At 36.7% G+C, this 16,766-nt stretch carries 15 protein-coding genes, 2 pseudogenes and 1 riboswitch; of the genes and pseudogenes, 3 read left to right on the forward strand and 14 right to left on the reverse strand.

Translation table 11 applies throughout. The annotated features are described in order from the left end of the window. Nucleotides 1-186: 186 nt before the first annotated feature. The 3 genes and pseudogenes from MKX78_RS15995 to MKX78_RS16005 form a co-directional block, all read right to left on the reverse strand. A pseudogene (locus MKX78_RS15995) lies at nt 187-1,929 on the reverse strand (vitamin B12-dependent ribonucleotide reductase); the annotation flags it as partial. A gap of 322 nt (nt 1,930-2,251) precedes the next feature. Next, nucleotides 2,252-3,070 (reverse strand): annotated as a pseudogene (locus MKX78_RS16000) (ribonucleotide reductase N-terminal alpha domain-containing protein); the annotation flags it as partial. 355 nt (nt 3,071-3,425) lie between these two features. Then, the gene (locus tag MKX78_RS16005) at nt 3,426-4,262 is read right to left on the reverse strand and encodes a lipoate--protein ligase family protein (RefSeq protein ID WP_341051578.1); all 837 of its coding nucleotides are present in this window, start codon (nt 4,260-4,262) and stop codon (nt 3,426-3,428) included. A gap of 312 nt (nt 4,263-4,574) precedes the next feature. On the opposite strand from MKX78_RS16005, the gene MKX78_RS16010 reads away from it, so the two are divergent. Next, complete coding sequence (locus tag MKX78_RS16010) at nt 4,575-4,958, forward strand: rhodanese-like domain-containing protein (protein WP_095372596.1); 384 nt, start codon at nt 4,575-4,577, stop codon at nt 4,956-4,958. A 297-nt stretch (nt 4,959-5,255) separates the two neighbouring features. Here the strand turns inward: MKX78_RS16010 and gcvPB are convergent, their stop codons facing one another. From gcvPB to gcvT, 3 genes are read right to left on the reverse strand one after another with little or no spacing between them, the layout of a single operon-like run. Continuing rightward, nucleotides 5,256-6,716 carry an aminomethyl-transferring glycine dehydrogenase subunit GcvPB gene (gene gcvPB, locus MKX78_RS16015; RefSeq protein ID WP_095372595.1) on the reverse strand — a complete coding sequence of 487 codons (1,461 nt, stop codon included), beginning with the start codon at nt 6,714-6,716 and terminating at the stop codon, nt 5,256-5,258. Next, on the reverse strand, nt 6,709-8,055 hold the full coding sequence (gcvPA, locus tag MKX78_RS16020; protein WP_095372594.1) for an aminomethyl-transferring glycine dehydrogenase subunit GcvPA: 1,347 nt from the start codon (nt 8,053-8,055) through the stop codon (nt 6,709-6,711). The genes gcvPB and gcvPA overlap by 8 nt, the downstream gene beginning before the upstream one ends. Nucleotides 8,056-8,076: 21 nt before the next feature. Next, entirely contained in the window at nt 8,077-9,183 is a 1,107-nt protein-coding gene (gene gcvT / locus MKX78_RS16025) for a glycine cleavage system aminomethyltransferase GcvT (RefSeq protein WP_341051581.1), read from the reverse strand. Between the two features lie 285 nt (nt 9,184-9,468). Continuing rightward, nucleotides 9,469-9,564: riboswitch (glycine riboswitch) on the reverse strand. Between the two features lie 263 nt (nt 9,565-9,827). Between gcvT and MKX78_RS16030 the strand changes: the two genes are divergently transcribed. Then, nucleotides 9,828-11,507: a DEAD/DEAH box helicase gene (locus tag MKX78_RS16030; protein ID WP_095372592.1), complete on the forward strand. Its 1,680-nt coding sequence runs from the start codon at nt 9,828-9,830 to the stop codon at nt 11,505-11,507. Continuing rightward, on the forward strand, nt 11,494-12,291 hold the full coding sequence (locus MKX78_RS16035; RefSeq protein WP_224935993.1) for a YqhG family protein: 798 nt from the start codon (nt 11,494-11,496) through the stop codon (nt 12,289-12,291). Before MKX78_RS16030 ends, MKX78_RS16035 begins: the two co-directional genes overlap by 14 nt. A 188-nt stretch (nt 12,292-12,479) precedes the next feature. Here MKX78_RS16035 and MKX78_RS16040 read toward each other — a convergent pair whose 3' ends face one another. From MKX78_RS16040 to comGA, 8 genes are read right to left on the reverse strand one after another with little or no spacing between them, the layout of a single operon-like run. Next, complete coding sequence (locus MKX78_RS16040; RefSeq protein ID WP_095372590.1) at nt 12,480-12,671, reverse strand: YqzE family protein; 192 nt, start codon at nt 12,669-12,671, stop codon at nt 12,480-12,482. Between the two features lie 58 nt (nt 12,672-12,729). Next, a complete protein-coding gene (gene comGG, locus MKX78_RS16045) occupies nt 12,730-13,125 on the reverse strand; it encodes a competence type IV pilus minor pilin ComGG (protein ID WP_341051583.1) in 396 nt (131 codons plus the stop codon). After that, nucleotides 13,106-13,564 carry a competence type IV pilus minor pilin ComGF gene (gene comGF, locus MKX78_RS16050; protein WP_307312919.1) on the reverse strand — a complete coding sequence of 153 codons (459 nt, stop codon included), beginning with the start codon at nt 13,562-13,564 and terminating at the stop codon, nt 13,106-13,108. The genes comGG and comGF overlap by 20 nt, the downstream gene beginning before the upstream one ends. Then, the gene (locus MKX78_RS16055) at nt 13,551-13,850 is read right to left on the reverse strand and encodes a hypothetical protein (protein WP_095372587.1); all 300 of its coding nucleotides are present in this window, start codon (nt 13,848-13,850) and stop codon (nt 13,551-13,553) included. Before MKX78_RS16055 ends, comGF begins: the two co-directional genes overlap by 14 nt. Then, a complete protein-coding gene (gene comGD / locus MKX78_RS16060) occupies nt 13,834-14,325 on the reverse strand; it encodes a competence type IV pilus minor pilin ComGD (RefSeq protein WP_445662665.1) in 492 nt (163 codons plus the stop codon). The genes MKX78_RS16055 and comGD overlap by 17 nt, the downstream gene beginning before the upstream one ends. Continuing rightward, nucleotides 14,262-14,579, reverse strand: coding sequence for a competence type IV pilus major pilin ComGC (comGC, locus tag MKX78_RS16065; protein ID WP_095372585.1), 318 nt, complete (start codon nt 14,577-14,579; stop codon nt 14,262-14,264). The genes comGD and comGC overlap by 64 nt, the downstream gene beginning before the upstream one ends. After that, nucleotides 14,579-15,610 (reverse strand): competence type IV pilus assembly protein ComGB, encoded by a 1,032-nt coding sequence (comGB, locus tag MKX78_RS16070; RefSeq protein ID WP_328199682.1) that lies wholly within the window; start codon nt 15,608-15,610, stop codon nt 14,579-14,581. Before comGB ends, comGC begins: the two co-directional genes overlap by 1 nt. Further along, complete coding sequence (gene comGA / locus MKX78_RS16075) at nt 15,597-16,667, reverse strand: competence type IV pilus ATPase ComGA (protein WP_095372583.1); 1,071 nt, start codon at nt 16,665-16,667, stop codon at nt 15,597-15,599. The genes comGB and comGA overlap by 14 nt, the downstream gene beginning before the upstream one ends. Nucleotides 16,668-16,766 lie beyond the last annotated feature (99 nt).

Genomic DNA, 16,766 nt, shown 5'->3' on the forward strand with positions numbered 1-16,766 from the left:
AACTAAATATGTACAAGCAAACTATCTTATGTCGAATGCACTTAACAACCTCCAACTAGAACCTTCTAGCTACTTTTCTTGATTATACAGACAGAAAAAAAAGCATGAACAAATTCGCTAGATAATTTGCTCATGCTTGTATTTTTATTTAGTGAGCTAAGCTCACTTTCCTTCCAGTCTTGCTACTTATAACCCACATTTTAATTGTGCATTACAATTGGTACATGTATTACAGCCACCGATTTCTTCCACTTTCCCTTGACGGCAGACAGGGCAAGTATTACCAACTTCAGATCCAATAGTGACATCAGTTGAACGTAAGTCATTAATTGTATCTACAAGGACAACATGCTGTTTATTGGATGATTTCTTCTCTAAGGTTTCTTCTTCAAAAGAATTTTCTTCGGCTTTTAAAGTTAATACTTGAGAGTCTCTTGAGCCATCCACGTATACAGTGCCGCCTTTTGCTCCACCTTTATATAAACGCTCATACACCTTTTGCACTTGTTCTACACTATAACCTTTAGGCGCATTCACTGTTTTACTAATAGAACTATCAATCCAACGTTGAATCACACATTGCACGTCAGCATGCGCTTCAGGAGCTAAGTCCATTGCAGCAATAAACCAGTTTGGTAAGTTTTCAGGATCCGCCTCTGGGTGACGATCAAAATATTCTTGAACAATGTCTGCTTTTACTTCAATGAATTTACCAAGTCGACCACTTCTAAAATAAGAGAATGAGAAATATGGTTCTAATCCAGTAGAAACACCAACCATTGTCCCTGTTGAACCTGTAGGAGCAACTGTTAATAAATGAGAATTCCGAATCCCCGTTTCTAGAATTGCCTGTTTGATATCAGCCGGCATCTTTTCCATATAACCTGTTTCGATAAAGGCTTTTCTTAAACGGTTCGTTTCCTCCGTTGTTTCTCCGTTTAAGAATGGGAAGCTACCTTTTTCTTTAGCGATTTCTACTGACGCACGATAAGCCGTTGTAGCAATCGTTTCAAACACTTGGTCAATTAATACATTACCTTCTTCTGAGCCATACTCTGTTTCACAATAAATTAATAAATCATGCAGACCCATGACACCTAAGCCAACTCGACGTTCACCCAAAGCTTGTTTTTTATTATCTTCAAGGAAATAAGGTGTAGCATCGATGACATTATCTTGCATACGTACGCCAATCTCAACAGTTTTTGCCAGCTTTGCGAAATCAACTGTCTTATTTTCCTTGTCAGCCATTTCAGCTAGGTTCACTGCTGCTAGATTACAAACACTGTAAGGAGCTAATGGCTGTTCGCCACAAGGGTTTGTTGCTACTACCTTTTGGCCATAGCTTTTTGCATTGGTCATATCATTGGCGTTATCAATGAAGAAGATACCTGGTTCAGCTGAATAAGTTGCACAAATATTTATCAAGTTCCAAAGCTCTTTTGCCTTAATTTTACGATATACACGAACACCGTGACCTAACTTTTCCCATTCACGCACATCGCCAACTTCATGCCATTGCTTATTGTAGTTGTCCATCTGCTCACGATCGTAACTCTCTACATCTGGGAAACGAAGTTCATATTCACCATCATTTTCAACTGCTTCCATAAACTCCTTCGTTAAACAAACTGAAATATTTGCTCCAGTAAGGAATTCAGAATTATGAACAGCATATGTTCCGCCTATTAATAGTTTTTCTTCTGCATCTTTAATGATTTTCTCATTAAATCCACCTAAACCTGGAATGGTTTTATAATTGATTATTCCTTGATACATGGCAATCTCTTGCTCTGTAAATGGAGTGAACTTGAGTTTTTCCTTAGCGTAACGTTTAATTGTCTCATCTTCCGTATTTTCAAGTAAGAAACGAAGAATTCTTGGATTTTGCATTTTAGAAATAATAAATTCAATAATATCAGGATGCCACGTTAACTACCGTCCCTTTCAGGATATTTACACTGCTCTTAGCAGTCGGACTAGACTATATCATCACCCTTATGTATAGGGGCCGGGCGCTATTTGAGAGTTTATTGTTGGGGCTCACTCTCTAGTCGTTGAACCTTCACCACTACCTATGCCCAGTGGCGCTTGGCTGCGGATTGTCCCATGCAAAACATTTTTTATAGCGTTCACGCTCACCGTTGCCAGTCACGTTGTAGCAGTTTTGCCTTTAACAGGATATCCCCGCAATTCACCCGATTTTCTAGTCATTCATTGGTTTGAATGACGCGGACTACAGCATCAATTAATCCGCTAACATTATCATCTGCGCACCTCTTCTTGAACCACCTTGTTCAACGAGATGTGTTAACTTCGCAATATCATCTAACCAAGAAACAGAACCGGAAGATTTCCCATTCACTCCTTTCGCTAGTGTATTACGCGGTCTTAATGTCGAACCATTCGTTCCAACACCGCCACCTCTAGACATGATTTCCATGACTTGTTTACGATGCTCAGAGATACCTTCACGAGAATCTTGTACAAACGGCATTACATAGCAATTAAAGTATGTAACCTCAGTATCAGCACCGGCACCATACAAAACACGACCAGCTGGAATAAAGTTCAAATCAGCTAATTCCTGATAAAACTTTTCAAACCATTCTTTCTGTTTTTCTTCAGTCTTTTCAACCGAAGCTAACCCTGTGGCATTGCGCTTAGCAATTTGCTCATAAAATACTTCTAACGGCTTCTCTATAACGTCTAAAGAACGTACAATGATTCCCGTTTCTATCTCTTCTTGTGTATCGAGTACACCGCGATAATCTTGTTCAACTTGTACAACTGCTTTTTTATTTTCCCAATCAATCTCTACAATGTAGCCTAAACCTCGCGCAGGAAACTTCGGATCCTCCTTAATCGTTAGAACAACAAAGTCACCTTCAGATAACGTTACTTTTTCTGTATCTTTAAATGTATATCTATCAAGCATAACTAGGCGGGAAACACCTTTATGGGTTAATTTCATCTCTGGAGTAATAGGATGCACTTGTGGAAATAAGCGGATGTCCTCATTTAACCTCTCAACATTTAACTTTAATTCTTGTCCTACAGCAACAGACATTACGACAACTCCTTCAATCATTAAAAATTTACTTCTCTTTATGTTTACATCGTTTTATGCTTTTATATTGTTTTTAGAGAATACCCTTACGTTATCATAAATAAACCTAGATAATCAATATATAGTACCTACTTTATAAAATATAACACTATATATTGTGTTATTTTTATTTTGTCAAATGCAAGAAAGAGGATAAACACTCGAAAACAAGAGCAATTATTTATTTAAGTTAATAAAATAAATGATTTTCACCAATTTTACGACTTGCACTTTAAATCGTTTCTCACAAATCTAGTAGACAAAACAATTCGACTCTACTCTTTTAAAAATAAAAGAGCGAGTCGAAAAAAATTTATTATCGTTTAAATGTCCATTCATCATTTTCATATCTTTCTTTTGCTAGCTTTTCAACATAAGTTATTTCTTCTGCATTAAGCTCATATGGTTCTAAAATGATGTCAAGTCCTTCTTCAAATCCCTTTTTAAAAGCCACTACTGCATCTTCATATGTAATTTTTCGATCCGTCAGTTCATTTATCGCTACCGCTTTACTACTAAATGCTCTTTGCATTCTTTCTTTCACGCGATCGTTAGAATATTTAAACAGACTAAATAATTTATCCTCATCTAAATCAAGTAGAATGGATCCATGTTGTAGAATCACACCTTTTTGCCGTGTTTGGGCACTACCTGCTACTTTACGACCTTCTACAACTAATTCATACCAGCTTGGTGCATCAAAACAAACGGATGAACGAGGATTCTTTAGCATTTCTTTTTCTTCCTTTGAACGAGGTACAGCAAAGTATGCTTCTAAGCCTAGTTGTTGGAAACCTCGTAATACCCCTTCTGAAATCACACGATAAGCCTCAGTCACTGTTTTCGGCATTTGTGGATGTTCTTCAGGAACAATTACACTATAAGTCAGCTCATGTTCATGCAGAACCCCACGACCACCTGTAGGCCTACGAACAAAACCTAATCCATTTTCCTTTACAGCTTCAAGCTTAATTTCCTTACCAACTTTTTGAAAATACCCGATAGATAGTGTGGCTGGGTTCCAACCATAGAAACGAATCACTGGTGGCATTTTCCCTTCGCTATTCCAATCTAATAAAGCTTCATCTAAAGCCATATTAAATGATGGAGAACCCATACCTGAATGGATAAATCGCCATACTTCCTTCCCCATAATAACCCTCTTTTACATCTATTTTTAGTAAACGTTTAAGCGTATTTTAGTCTATCAAAATTCGACCAGAAAAAAAAGCCATACATTCTTCTTTCCATATAGTCTAAAAAAATGATTTGTCCTTACAACTGATGAAGCATTAAAAAGATGAGCGCTTAATGGAAAGATTTTTCACCTTTACTAAATGTGCAAAAAAAGCGGGCTTCATTAAGTTTTCATTACAATTTTCTCGTTCTTGTCCTTTACTAAACCTATGAAAAACTTATATAATATATCTTGGCGTAAGCAATGTTTGAAAGGAGCAAATATTAATTGTCTACTCTATATTTTTTATTAATTATAATCGGTGCTATTATTGTTTACACAGTAATCACAAGGTTGTATCAAAAGAGAATTGTAAAAACATTATCAGAACAAGAATTCAGAGAAGGATATCGTAAAGCGCAATTGATTGATGTCCGAGAACCAAATGAATATGAAGGTGGCCATATTTTAGGTGCCAGAAATATTCCCTTATCTCAGTTAAAAACAAGACTTGTTGAACTTCGTCAAGATAAGCCTGTTTATTTATACTGCCAGAGCGGAATGAGAAGCGGTAGAGCGGCTCAACTATTGTATCGGAAGGGATACAAAAATCTTTCTCATTTACAAGGCGGCTTCAAAAAATGGGGCGGGAAAATTAAATCTAAAAAATAGATCTCTCCTACCACCCGCCTTAAAACGGGTGGTTTATTCTCATTCTTCATGATCCCTCTATTCCCTCTAAACTACCAGATTACAAACCTCATTAGACCATTTATATCCTACGTAAAGAGTCCCAATATACTTATCTTTTTTATTTTATTTAGAAGAATAAGTTCCGTTCTTAATCTACAATTATAAACTCCTATTAGGAGTGATTTTTGCGATAAAAAAACGCGAACAAATACACATAAATGAATTTGTTCACGTTTTATTTAGACCTCGTACATATTTGTAAGAGGGCGTTTTATATTAGTCCTTTTGATAACGTAATACTGGCTTTCTTGCTGCTAGCGTCTCGTCTAAACGGCCAATTACTGTCGTGTGAGGCGCTTCTTGGACGACCTCAGGGTTTTCCTCAGCTTCCTTGGCAATCTGGAGCATCGCATCAATAAAGCTGTCGAGTGTTTCTTTAGATTCAGTCTCTGTTGGTTCGATCATCATACACTCTTCAACATTTAACGGGAAGTAAATAGTCGGTGGATGATAACCGAAATCAAGCAAACGCTTCGCGATATCAAGCGTGCGTACACCTAATTTTTTCTGGCGTTTTCCACTTAGTACAAACTCATGTTTACAATGTTTATCATATGGTAGATCGAATGCTGGCGCTAGCTTACGCATCATATAATTGGCATTAAGTACTGCATTTTCAGTAACAGCTTTCAAACCATCTGGACCCATAGAACGAATATACGTATAGGCACGGACATTGATACCGAAGTTACCGTAATAAGGCTTGACTCTTCCAATTGACTGTGGACGGTCATAATTAAATGTATAACCTTCTTCTGTTTTCACTAAGATTGGTTTAGGCAAATAAGGAATTAAGTCTTCTTTTACCCCAACAGGACCTGAACCGGGTCCTCCTCCGCCATGGGGACCAGTAAATGTTTTATGCAAATTCAAATGAACAACGTCAAATCCCATATCTCCCGGTCTTGCTTTAGATAAAACGGCATTTAAGTTGGCTCCATCATAATACAGTTTCCCGCCTGCTCCATGAACTATTTCTGCCATTTCTAGAATATTTTCTTCAAACAAACCTAACGTATTAGGGTTTGTTAGCATAAGAGCAGCTGTATCATCTCCCACCACTCTCCTCAAATCTTCTAAATCTACTAAGCCTTGATCATTAGACTTAACTGTTAAGGTTTCGAAGCCCGCCACAGTTGCCGAGGCAGGGTTTGTACCATGAGCTGAATCTGGAACAATAACTTTTGTACGGTTAAAATCACCATTTGCTTCATGATAGGCACGAATCATCATCAACCCAGTCCATTCCCCATGGGCACCTGCTGCCGGTTGTAGAGTGACTTCGTCCATTCCTGTGATCTCAATTAAATGCTCTTGTAAATCATATAACAACTCCATTGCACCTTGAACAGAGCTTTCGTCCTGTAATGGGTGTAAATGAGCAAAGCCGTTATAGCGTGCTACATTCTCATTTACTTTAGGATTATATTTCATCGTACAAGACCCAAGCGGGTAAAAACCAGAATCTACTCCGTGGTTACGCTTAGATAAAGCTGTATAATGACGCATAATATCAAGTTCAGATACTTCAGGTAAATCCGCGTCCTCTTGACGGATATATTCAGCTGGGAGCAAATCAGATAATTCTACTTCTGGGATATCCATCTCGGGAAGGCTATAGCCGATTCTCCCTGGTTTACTTAGCTCAAAAATGAGCGCCTGGTTTTCGTTATGCACGGTAATCCCCCATTTCTGCCACAAATGTATCAATTTCGTCTTTTGTTCTTAGTTCTGTTACAGCAATAAGCATATGATGAGCCAATTCACTATAATCTCTGCCTAAATCATAACCACCAATAATATTCTTTTTCAGTAATGCTTGATTTACCTCACGAACTGGACGATTACACTTAATAATAAACTCGTTGAATGAACCGCCATCAAAAGTAATATCAAAGCCTGCACTTCTAAATTGTTCTTTCGCATAATGCGCCTTTTGAATATTATCTATCGCCATTTGTTTAACACCGTTTCTACCTAAGGCTGTCATAGCAACAGATGCGGCTAGTGCATTTAAAGCTTGGTTAGAACATATGTTAGATGTAGCTTTATCCCTACGGATATGTTGCTCTCTTGCTTGAAGTGTGAGTACAAATCCACGTTGTCCGTTCTCATCAACCGTTTGCCCCACTAAACGTCCAGGTACTTTCCTCATGAGTTTCTTTGTCACGGCAAAGTAACCACAGTGAGGACCGCCAAAAGCTGTTGGAATACCAAAAACTTGCGCATCGCCAGCAACGATATCTGCACCAAATTTTCCTGGAGGTGTTAACGCTCCTAAAGATAGTGGGTTACTTGATACAACAAATAAAGATTTATGAGCATGGATAATTTCTTCTAATTCAGCGAGTGGCTCGACTCTTCCAAAAAAGTTAGGGTATTGCACGACTACTGCGGCAATGTCATCACCAATCATTTCTTTTAGTGCGCTCATATCTGTTAATCCATCTTTGTGTGGGATTTCAACTACATCGATGTATTGGCCTTTTGCATAAGTCTGAATTACAGCTTTTGATTCAGGGTGTACTGTACTTGAAATCAATACTTTTTTACGCTTTGTATGCCCAGTTGCTAACATAGCAGCTTCCGCAAGTGCCGTCCCACCATCATACATAGATGAGTTTGCTACATCCATTCCTGTTAGTTCAGATATCATTGTCTGAAATTCAAAAATCGCTTGCAACTCACCTTGGGAAATTTCCGGTTGATATGGTGTATAAGCGGTATAGAACTCTGAACGCGATAACACGTGATCAACAATAACTGGCATATAGTGATCGTAAACACCTGCACCTAAAAATGAAGTATTTGTTTTTAAATCTGCATTTTTTTGTGATAGAAGCATCAATTCTTTCATTAAAGCAGATTCCGTTTTAGCTGGTTTAATATTATATTCCCTTTTAAAACGAACGCTTTCAGGAATATCACTAAATAAATCATCAATTGTTTTGACTCCGATTGCTTCAAGCATTTCTTTTTGATCAGAATCAGTCATCGGTAAATAACGGTGTTTCATCGCTTCTCTCCCCCTGATAAGTTAGTTCTTTTTCTCTTTTTTATAAAACGGTGTTGCAATTACTTTGGCACGGACACGCTTATTACGAATTTCAACTTCCACTTCAGAATCTAGCGCTGTGTATTGATTGTCCAGAAGTGCTAAGCCGATATTTTTCTTTAAAGTAGGAGATTGTGTACCTGTAGTAACTTCACCAATCAGTTGGTCGTCAGCATAAACTGCATAACCATGACGAGGAATCCCACGTTCAATCATTTCAATCCCAACAATTTTTCTACTTAACCCATTTTCTTTTTGTGATTTTAATGCCACTTTTCCAATAAAATCTTCTTCTTTGTTCACTTTTACGGCAAAGCCAATACCTGCTTCAAGCGGAGAAATTTCAGCAGACAACTCTTGACCATATAAAGCTAAATTTGCTTCGAAGCGAAGGGTATCTCGGGCACCTAGACCACAAGGAAGAACTCCATCTTCTTTTCCTGCTTCTAAAATCGACTGCCATAAAAAGACTGCATCCTCATTTTGACAATAAATTTCAAATCCATCTTCACCGGTATAGCCAGTTCTCGATACTAATGCATTTTTGCCATTAATATTTACTGTTTGGTTAAATTTAAAAAATCCAATTTCACTTAAATCAACATCTGTAATCTTCTGTAAAACAAGCTCAGCCATAGGACCTTGCAAGGCCAATTGTGACATATCCTCTGAAAGGTTTTTAAGTTCAACATTTCCTTCTAAATGACTTTGTAACCATTGATAATCTTTTTCGATATTAGCTGCGTTTACGACTAAGAGATATTCATCTTCAGTCATTTTATAAATAAGCAAATCATCCACAGTTCCACCATTTTCATAACACATTGCTGTATATTGTGCACCAAACGTTTTTAGTTTTGCGACGTCATTTGTCATCATTTTCTGAAGATAACGTAAACTATCTTGACCTTTAACCTCAATTTCTCCCATATGTGATACATCAAACAGACCCGCTTTTGTACGTACTGCTTCATGTTCTTCTTTAATACTAGAAAATTGAACAGGTAGAGCCCATCCACCAAAATCAATCGTTTTTCCACCATACTGTTGATAAATGTCATGTAGTGGTGTTTTCATCAACTGTGACATTCACTCATCCTCCTTTATATTTCTGTTTTTTTCTAAGATGAATATTTGCATACTAGCCATAGAAGTACTTGGCTTCTCGCCAAATGCTACGACGAAAGCTACACGCTCTCCACTTTAACCCATTAAAGAAGCTAAGTGTTCTAAAGCACACAAAAAGGACAGAGAATCTCCTCAAAACCGATCATTTGAGCAGATTCTCTGTCCTTTCACCTGAGAGTTTACGGCGATATTGCAGCCTTTCCCCTTTGGTGGCTCGCTTATTACCTTGAGCTCTCTCCAGAGTTGCGTCAAGCAAGTGTTCTTTTGCCTGAGAGATTCACAATACGATGATTGTTTGCTCCTTCGGCGCTGCAGCACTGCAGTCTCTCCCCTTGCTATCATTCGCGTTTATAATTTTTTCCATTTTTGCACATACTATAATTAACTGCTTTAGAGAGTCGAAGCTTACAAAGACGTATTGTACGTATTTGCAGATTTAGCGTTGAAAATTCACAACTTTCAAAGCTACTTACATCCTACCATCCTATCATTATTTGAGCAATATTTTTATTTAAAAATCTAATGTTTTTTCAACAAGACTTAAGCTTAATACGAACATTATATTTAAAAATTATAATAATGTTCGTATAAAAAGGAGAGAGCAAATGACTTTACAAATAAATTTTGATGCAACTTGGCAAGATGAATTTCAAAACCGTATTGATAATGATGGACCATGGGGAAACTGGGATTTATTCAAGCTTACCATTGAGGTTGAGAATCAAACGGTCATCCCTGCGTTTGATGGACTGCAAGTAGACAAACATTTATCAAACCTCACCCCACTACCACATCAACTAGAGGTTGCCGAACAAGTAGTGGAAAACATGAATGGTAAAGCAATTCTAGCTGATGAGGTCGGATTAGGGAAGACGATAGAAGCAGGGTTAATATTAAAAGAATACATGATCAGAGGGCTTGTAAAGAAAGCACTCATCCTTGTACCCGCTTCATTAGTGTCTCAGTGGGCAATTGAATTAAACAGTAAGTTCTTCATCCCAGCTGTCGCTCAAAAAAAGAGCTATGTGTGGGAGCAATGTGATGTTGTTGTATCATCAATCGACACAGCGAAAAGAGAACCGCATAGGAGTTTAGTCTTTGAACAAAACTATGATTTGATTATTATTGATGAAGCACATAAATTAAAGAATAATAAAACAAAAAACTATGAATTTGTACAGTCTTTAAAAAAGAAATTTTGCTTACTACTTACAGCAACACCTATACAAAATCGAATTAGTGAGATCTTCAATCTTGTTTCTTTGTTAAAACCAGGTCACTTAGGAACAGAAACATCTTTCTATGAAAAATACAAAAAAAATGCACGCTCTCTCGATGATGATGAAGGTTTAAAGGAGCTAGTCAATAAAGTAATGATTCGTAATCGTAGACAAGATACGGGTATTGAATGGACAAAAAGACATGTCGAAACCGTTCCCATCCATTTCTCAAAAGAAGAAAGAGCCTTATATGATGCAATTTCTTCCATGCACAGAGAAGGTAATTGGATGACTGATAACCAATTTTCACTTATGACTTTACAACGTGAAGCATGTAGCAGTCGCGAAGCGGTATTTTACACTTTAAGAAATATGTTAAAGAAACAAGAACAACCCTCTGTTGCCTTTCAGCAAAAAATTGAGGAGTTAATTGGGTTAGTAGAAAATATTCAACAAAATGCAAAAGCCCAAAAAGCATTAGAAATCATTCAACAAATCAATGATAAAGTCATTATTTTTACAGAGTATCGAGCCACACAGCTATTTCTACAATGGTTCTTAAAACAGCATAACATTACGTCTGTTCCTTTTCGCGGTGGTTTCAAACGCGGGAAGAAAGATTGGATGCGCGAGTTATTCCAAAACCATGCCCAGGTGTTAATTGCCACAGAAGCAGGCGGTGAAGGGATCAACCTACAATTCTGTAGTTATATCATTAACTTCGATCTTCCTTGGAATCCAATGAGACTAGAACAACGAATTGGTAGGATTCACCGTCTTGGTCAAAAAAACGATGTCCATATTTATAACTTCGCTACAAAAGATACAGTAGAAGAACATGTACTCAAACTATTGTATGAAAAAATCCATCTCTTCGAAAAAGTGATTGGCGAATTGGATGATATTTTAACTAAACTACAATTTGGCAGTATTAATGATCACCTAATTGATATCTTCGGACAATCGGCTTCAGAAGGAGAAATGCGCATAAAAATGGATAATTTAACATCTATGATTGAATTTGCTGAGTCTGTAAAGGAGGAAAATCAACATGCAGCAACATGAAATCCACCATTTTCTATTAAGATACTTTCATGCCAACCATTGTGAAATCCTTGAAAATAAACCAGGCTATTTAGTCATTCAGTTGACAGTAGAATTAGACAAAGAATTAATGAACCGTCCCTTTTATTGGCATTATTTAGAAAAAACAGGCGGTGTTGCAAACCCAATGGAACTTACACTTATAACCAATCCGTCCTTAGCACCAGATGATATAAAGGGAGAGATCATTCACTTTGGATCACCTCGCTTGCATCAAATTTTTCAATCGACGAAAAACTTGGCTGGTTATATCCGTTTGTATGAAAATTACGAGGCCCCACCAGGAACGCAAACCGCCTTACGTCCTTGGCTAGGGCTAAATCTACGGATATCCTATCAATGTGATCGTAAAAAAGATTTGTTCAAGTCAATCGGCTTGCACTTAATTAACGGGCAGATGGTTGAACAATTCCATGATAAGCTCCTTCATTTATCACTTACTCCTAAAATACCAGACTTTAGCTTTACATTGTCACCATTTATCAAGCCTCAAAGTGGTGTGATGCGTGTAGCGAATTTTTTACAGTCGGAAATTGAAAAAGAAGATCACACATGGGCAGATGAAGCACGACTAAGATGGCAAAAGGACCTGCAACTATTAGAAAGATTCTATGAAGATGCGGATGAAAAAGGAGAAAGCTTCGAAAACGAAATGACTGCATTACAAGAGCAGTATGAACCCCAAGTTCATATTTCTATCGTTAATGGTGGATTATTTTATTTAACAGATGAAGCGATTAGTTAAGCATTAACAAACGTGGACGACTCATGAGATTCTTAAGGAAACACTAAGTACCTATGGCTTAACCATACTGCTAGAGTATTCCTCATTCTTCCTTTTAACAACGATGGCACCAATATTCTTATCGACACTAAAAAAAATATGAACAAACCCAACAATGGGTTTTGTTCATATTTTTTGATTGTTGTTGATTAATGATTTCTTTTTTTCGTTCCTTTCATTCCGTAAAACAAAAGATAAGGTACAATTCCAAACCACCTAAATAAAACAGGCGCTTTTTCTTGCTTTCTTTCTATTCTTTGTTTCTTTCTCTCAGACTTTGGTTGTTCCATATATTGAACGAATGTCTGAGTAATAAACTTGACATAATCATTAGAATTCATCTGGCATCCCTGCTTTTTTAGCTACTAGTCTTTCCCATTCATAAACCATTTATTCCTATTATTTTCTCTCGATTTCCATCCATTTGACCACTTCTTTTTCCATCAATGAATAATACGCAATCGCTTCTACGTTCGCAACACCGTTTATTTGTACTTCCAGATTGATTTTGATGAGGCCTCCTTCTTGATCTTCTAAATCATAATAAACCGTTCCATGATTGAATAAATACTCTCCTTCTATTGGTAGCTCATCATTCAAATGAAATTGTTCATCTAAATAAGTAATAGATTGTTTAAAATAGTACTCCTGTTGTAAAAGTATACTACTTAATTTCAAAATTCTTTTTTCTCTTATTAAAAAATCTGCTTGAATGGTAATCACAAAAGAAAGCAAAACAATGAGGAATAATACAAAAGGATAAAACAGCCCCTTCTCATTCATCTTCTTCGTCACCGTTTGTACTCCTTATTTTCATTTGATAAAAAGAAGACCGATACTCTTTTTGGAAAATATTTTTATAAATAAGCACCATGTTATCTTCCTTCACCTCAAATTGAACGGATTGAAGCTTTTGTAACACAACTTCATGGCCTGCCCCATTCACACGCCTTCTTAACTTATCACCATATTTTTCATAGCTAATAGATTGATTGTCTATTAATAAAATGAGCTCTCCTCGATTATCTAATGATATCTTCTCAGCAACACGTACTTCTTTTTTTAATTGCTGAATAAATACGAGCCATTCAATCTTTTGCTTTCTTTCATCAATATTCTCGTTAACGGAAATAACCTTAAACACAAGTGGCATAAAGCTCACAATGATTAAAAAGCAAGCTAAAGTTATAAGTGCTTCTATTAATGTAAATCCGTTACTTTTAATACTTTTCACAGATCATCACTTCTCGTTGATAGAGATAAGAGATACAAATATTATTAGCCTCACTGTTAAAAAGGTGAAATGACATTTCGTCTTTTCTCACCATTCTAGGTAGCACCCTATCATTGTCCATCATTTCCTCATATAGAATTTGAGTGGCTTCATATCTCAAATCTTCAATATGTGCGTACGTATAGAGATGAATCATAACAGGAATAAAAAGAGTGGCGATTAAAAGCATCGCCGATAACGTGAAGAGTAAATCAATGAGCATAAAACCACTAGTATGCTTCCACATAAAATCTCCCTCTACCTATTTGAAAAACAAATTTGTACTGCTTAAGCGAGCTTTTGATTTGCAAGTAACCGAAACGGTTAATTTTCCCAGTATTTAAAAATTTGAAATGTAATGGCATTGTACCGCTAGTAATGAAATAATCGTCACTATATTTCTGACGAAAGAAAATATTTCGACCATTAGAAAAGATGTATTCATGCTCATCAGGTAAAAGATAAACACTAACCGTGGTTTGATTTACAATTGCATACTGCTGAGCATATAGAAGGTCACCTTCTAATTTGGCAAAGAAAGCTTGATTATCATACTCTTCAAATTGGTGCTGCATGCTTATAGCAGTAATAAAAAGAATAACACTAAAAACAGACCAAACAATTAATGATTCAATCAAAGTAAACCCTGACTGTAAATTTATTCGTCTCTCACCGCCGTCACAATGCCGTCTATTAAAACAAGTGTTTCTCCGGTCGGACATGTTGTTTCACCTTCATTTAAATATTCCTCCGTCACAAGCACATCCAATGATTCAGGAAGCTTATTATTAGCTAATTCATACGATTGCACTTGACTCTGAACCATTTTTGTATAAGCACTACAGCCTTTTTCGTTTATCGCTGATTGGTTTTTTGTGATGTTTGGGATTGTAATAATTAGGAGTACAGATATGACTAACAAGACAATCATCATTTCAATCATGGTAAACCCTTTTTCATTTTTTATATTTTTCATCATACGCCCTCCATTAGTTGAAACATTGGTAACATTACTGCTAAATATAATGAAATAATTAGACAACCGACAATAAGATAAATAGCGGGTTGTATTACTTTCATTATCTGATCTATTTTTTCTTCTAACAACTGCAGACAATAGCGGCTAAAGAATTGTAGTTCTTCTTCTAGCTTTCCATTTTGCTGCCCATGACGAATAACTGCCCTTAAATCTAATTCTAAAAAGGGAAAAACCTGAATCAATTCATCTAATTGTTCACCATTTTCTAGCTTACGACGCAAATATTGACCAACTTCCTTCATTAATGGTTGTTTTTCATCTTTAGCAAATAAGTTCAAGGAAGTTGTGATAGACATCCCACCTGCAAGTAAATAATGCAATTGGATAGCAAAGTAATGTGTATAAAAAAGGGCGACTAGTTTGCCAATAATCGGTATGCGAACAACAAGAGATACTTGTCTGATCATTGAAAACCGTCGAAAAATAAAGTAGTAATACAAAGAACATAATAGTAACAGGGTGAACATTACAATTAAAAATAGAGGAGCAACAGAACCAATCCATTGAAGGAGCGCCATAAAGGTATTTTCATTGACATTCATCGACTGAAAAAGTGAGGTAAAGCGAGGAAGAATGATTTTATCAACGAGAAAAAACAGAAGAATGGTGATAATGAATAAGAAACATGGATACATTAATGCCTTTTTTAACTTTCTCATATCCTCTCCCCTCTTTTGCATCATTTCACTGCCATCAATAAAAGCTTGTTGTAATCCTCCATGCTGCTCAGCAAAAAAGACATAACCAACTAGATGTGAATTAAAGTTCATTGACCCTAGGGCAGAGTGCAGATGGAAACCTTCTTTTAACTGATATATAACCTCTTGTAATTGTAGCTTTTTCTCTAAGGTCAATTGTAAACTCGAGGACGCCATCGCTTCTGAGAGCGAATAACCCCTGGATAATAATTCTCCTACTTTCTTCAGGAAGTCGCATTGCTCCTTTAATGTCCATTTAACTTTTTTCATCTAAAATCCACCGATTAAACTCACTTTCTTTTACATACCCTAAGGCTACCCCTTTTTTCAAAGCTGACTTGAGCGAAAAATATGGTTCATAATTGTTCTCACTACTTTTCGCCGCCTTCAAAGCTTGATTCAATTCCCTTCCACTCAATAATTCAAATACACCAGCTCTTTTTAACCTGCCACAGCTATAACAGAAATCGGTGCATTCTCCTTCACAAAATGGGCAGGTTAATTCTACAAGCCTCTGTGCTGTTATGGCTACTAACGTTTGTTCTATTTGCTTCCATGCTACCCCAAATTCCACTAACCGATGTATGGCTCCAACAGCATTTCTCGTATGCATCGTCGTCAATACTAAATGCCCAGTTAAAGCTGCTCTTACAGCTATTTTAGCTGTTTGTGCGTCGCGTATTTCCCCAACCATAATTATGTCCGGATCGTGCCTAAGGATAGCTTTTAAACCAGTAGCATATGTTACACCTGCCTTTTCATTTACTTCGACTTGCAGTAAGGAGTCAGTCTTTTTCTCAATCGGATCTTCTAAAGTGATAATACTTCGATTGAATAGGTTGGAATTGTCATTTAGCAGACTATATAAGGTTGAGGTTTTTCCACTACCGGTCGGACCAGTTAGTATAATCATCCCGTGCGCATGTTTAAGCATCGCAAGGATTTTTCGGGACATCGTTGGAAATAGTGAAACATTGTGAGAAGAAATATGAGACGATTGTGGCAGGATGCGGATGACAAGACTTTCATTGTATTGAGAGGGCAATGTGGAGAAACGTAAGCCTATCTCATATCCTTCAATATCTGTAGAATAGGCGCCATTTTGTGGCTTTCGTTTTTCACCAATATCCATGGATGCAATAAACTTGAAATGAGAAATTAAGCGATCAGATTCATAATGAGGGATGTAATGTTTAGGGACAAGGCGCTTGCCATAGCGGAAATAAATGATTGTGTGATTCTTTCTGGGGACAAAATGAATATCTGTTACTTCTGTTTTCACAGCTTCCCTTAAAATTAAGGTAGCCATGCGTTGCATTGAGACCAAGTAATTAGTCACCACCTTTTTTAAGATATTTTATTATTCGCCAAAAAAAGATCGTTTCCTGCATGATTTTAGTCCTTTTCTTTAACTTTTTTTTGAACA

The sequence above is a fragment of the Cytobacillus sp. FSL R5-0569 genome, assembly GCF_038007265.1.
GTDB classification, from domain to species: domain Bacteria; phylum Bacillota; class Bacilli; order Bacillales; family Cytobacillaceae; genus Cytobacillus; species Cytobacillus kochii.

Excerpts from the sequence above, each read along its gene's own strand:
- MKX78_RS16005 (WP_341051578.1), bottom strand. The coding sequence starts at position 4,262 with ATGGGGAAGGAAGTATGGCGATTTATCCATTCAGGTATGGGTTCTCCA.
- gcvPA (WP_095372594.1), bottom strand. The coding sequence starts at position 8,055 with ATGAAACACCGTTATTTACCGATGACTGATTCTGATCAAAAAGAAATG.
- gcvT (WP_341051581.1), bottom strand. The coding sequence starts at position 9,183 with ATGTCACAGTTGATGAAAACACCACTACATGACATTTATCAACAGTAT.
- MKX78_RS16030 (WP_095372592.1), top strand. The coding sequence starts at position 9,828 with ATGACTTTACAAATAAATTTTGATGCAACTTGGCAAGATGAATTTCAA.
- MKX78_RS16035 (WP_224935993.1), top strand. The coding sequence starts at position 11,494 with ATGCAGCAACATGAAATCCACCATTTTCTATTAAGATACTTTCATGCC.
- MKX78_RS16040 (WP_095372590.1), bottom strand. The coding sequence starts at position 12,671 with ATGAATTCTAATGATTATGTCAAGTTTATTACTCAGACATTCGTTCAA.
- MKX78_RS16055 (WP_095372587.1), bottom strand. The coding sequence starts at position 13,850 with ATGTGGAAGCATACTAGTGGTTTTATGCTCATTGATTTACTCTTCACG.
- comGD (WP_445662665.1), bottom strand. The coding sequence starts at position 14,325 with ATGTCCGACCGGAGAAACACTTGTTTTAATAGACGGCATTGTGACGGC.
- comGC (WP_095372585.1), bottom strand. The coding sequence starts at position 14,579 with ATGAAAAATATAAAAAATGAAAAAGGGTTTACCATGATTGAAATGATG.
- comGB (WP_328199682.1), bottom strand. The coding sequence starts at position 15,610 with ATGAAAAAAGTTAAATGGACATTAAAGGAGCAATGCGACTTCCTGAAG.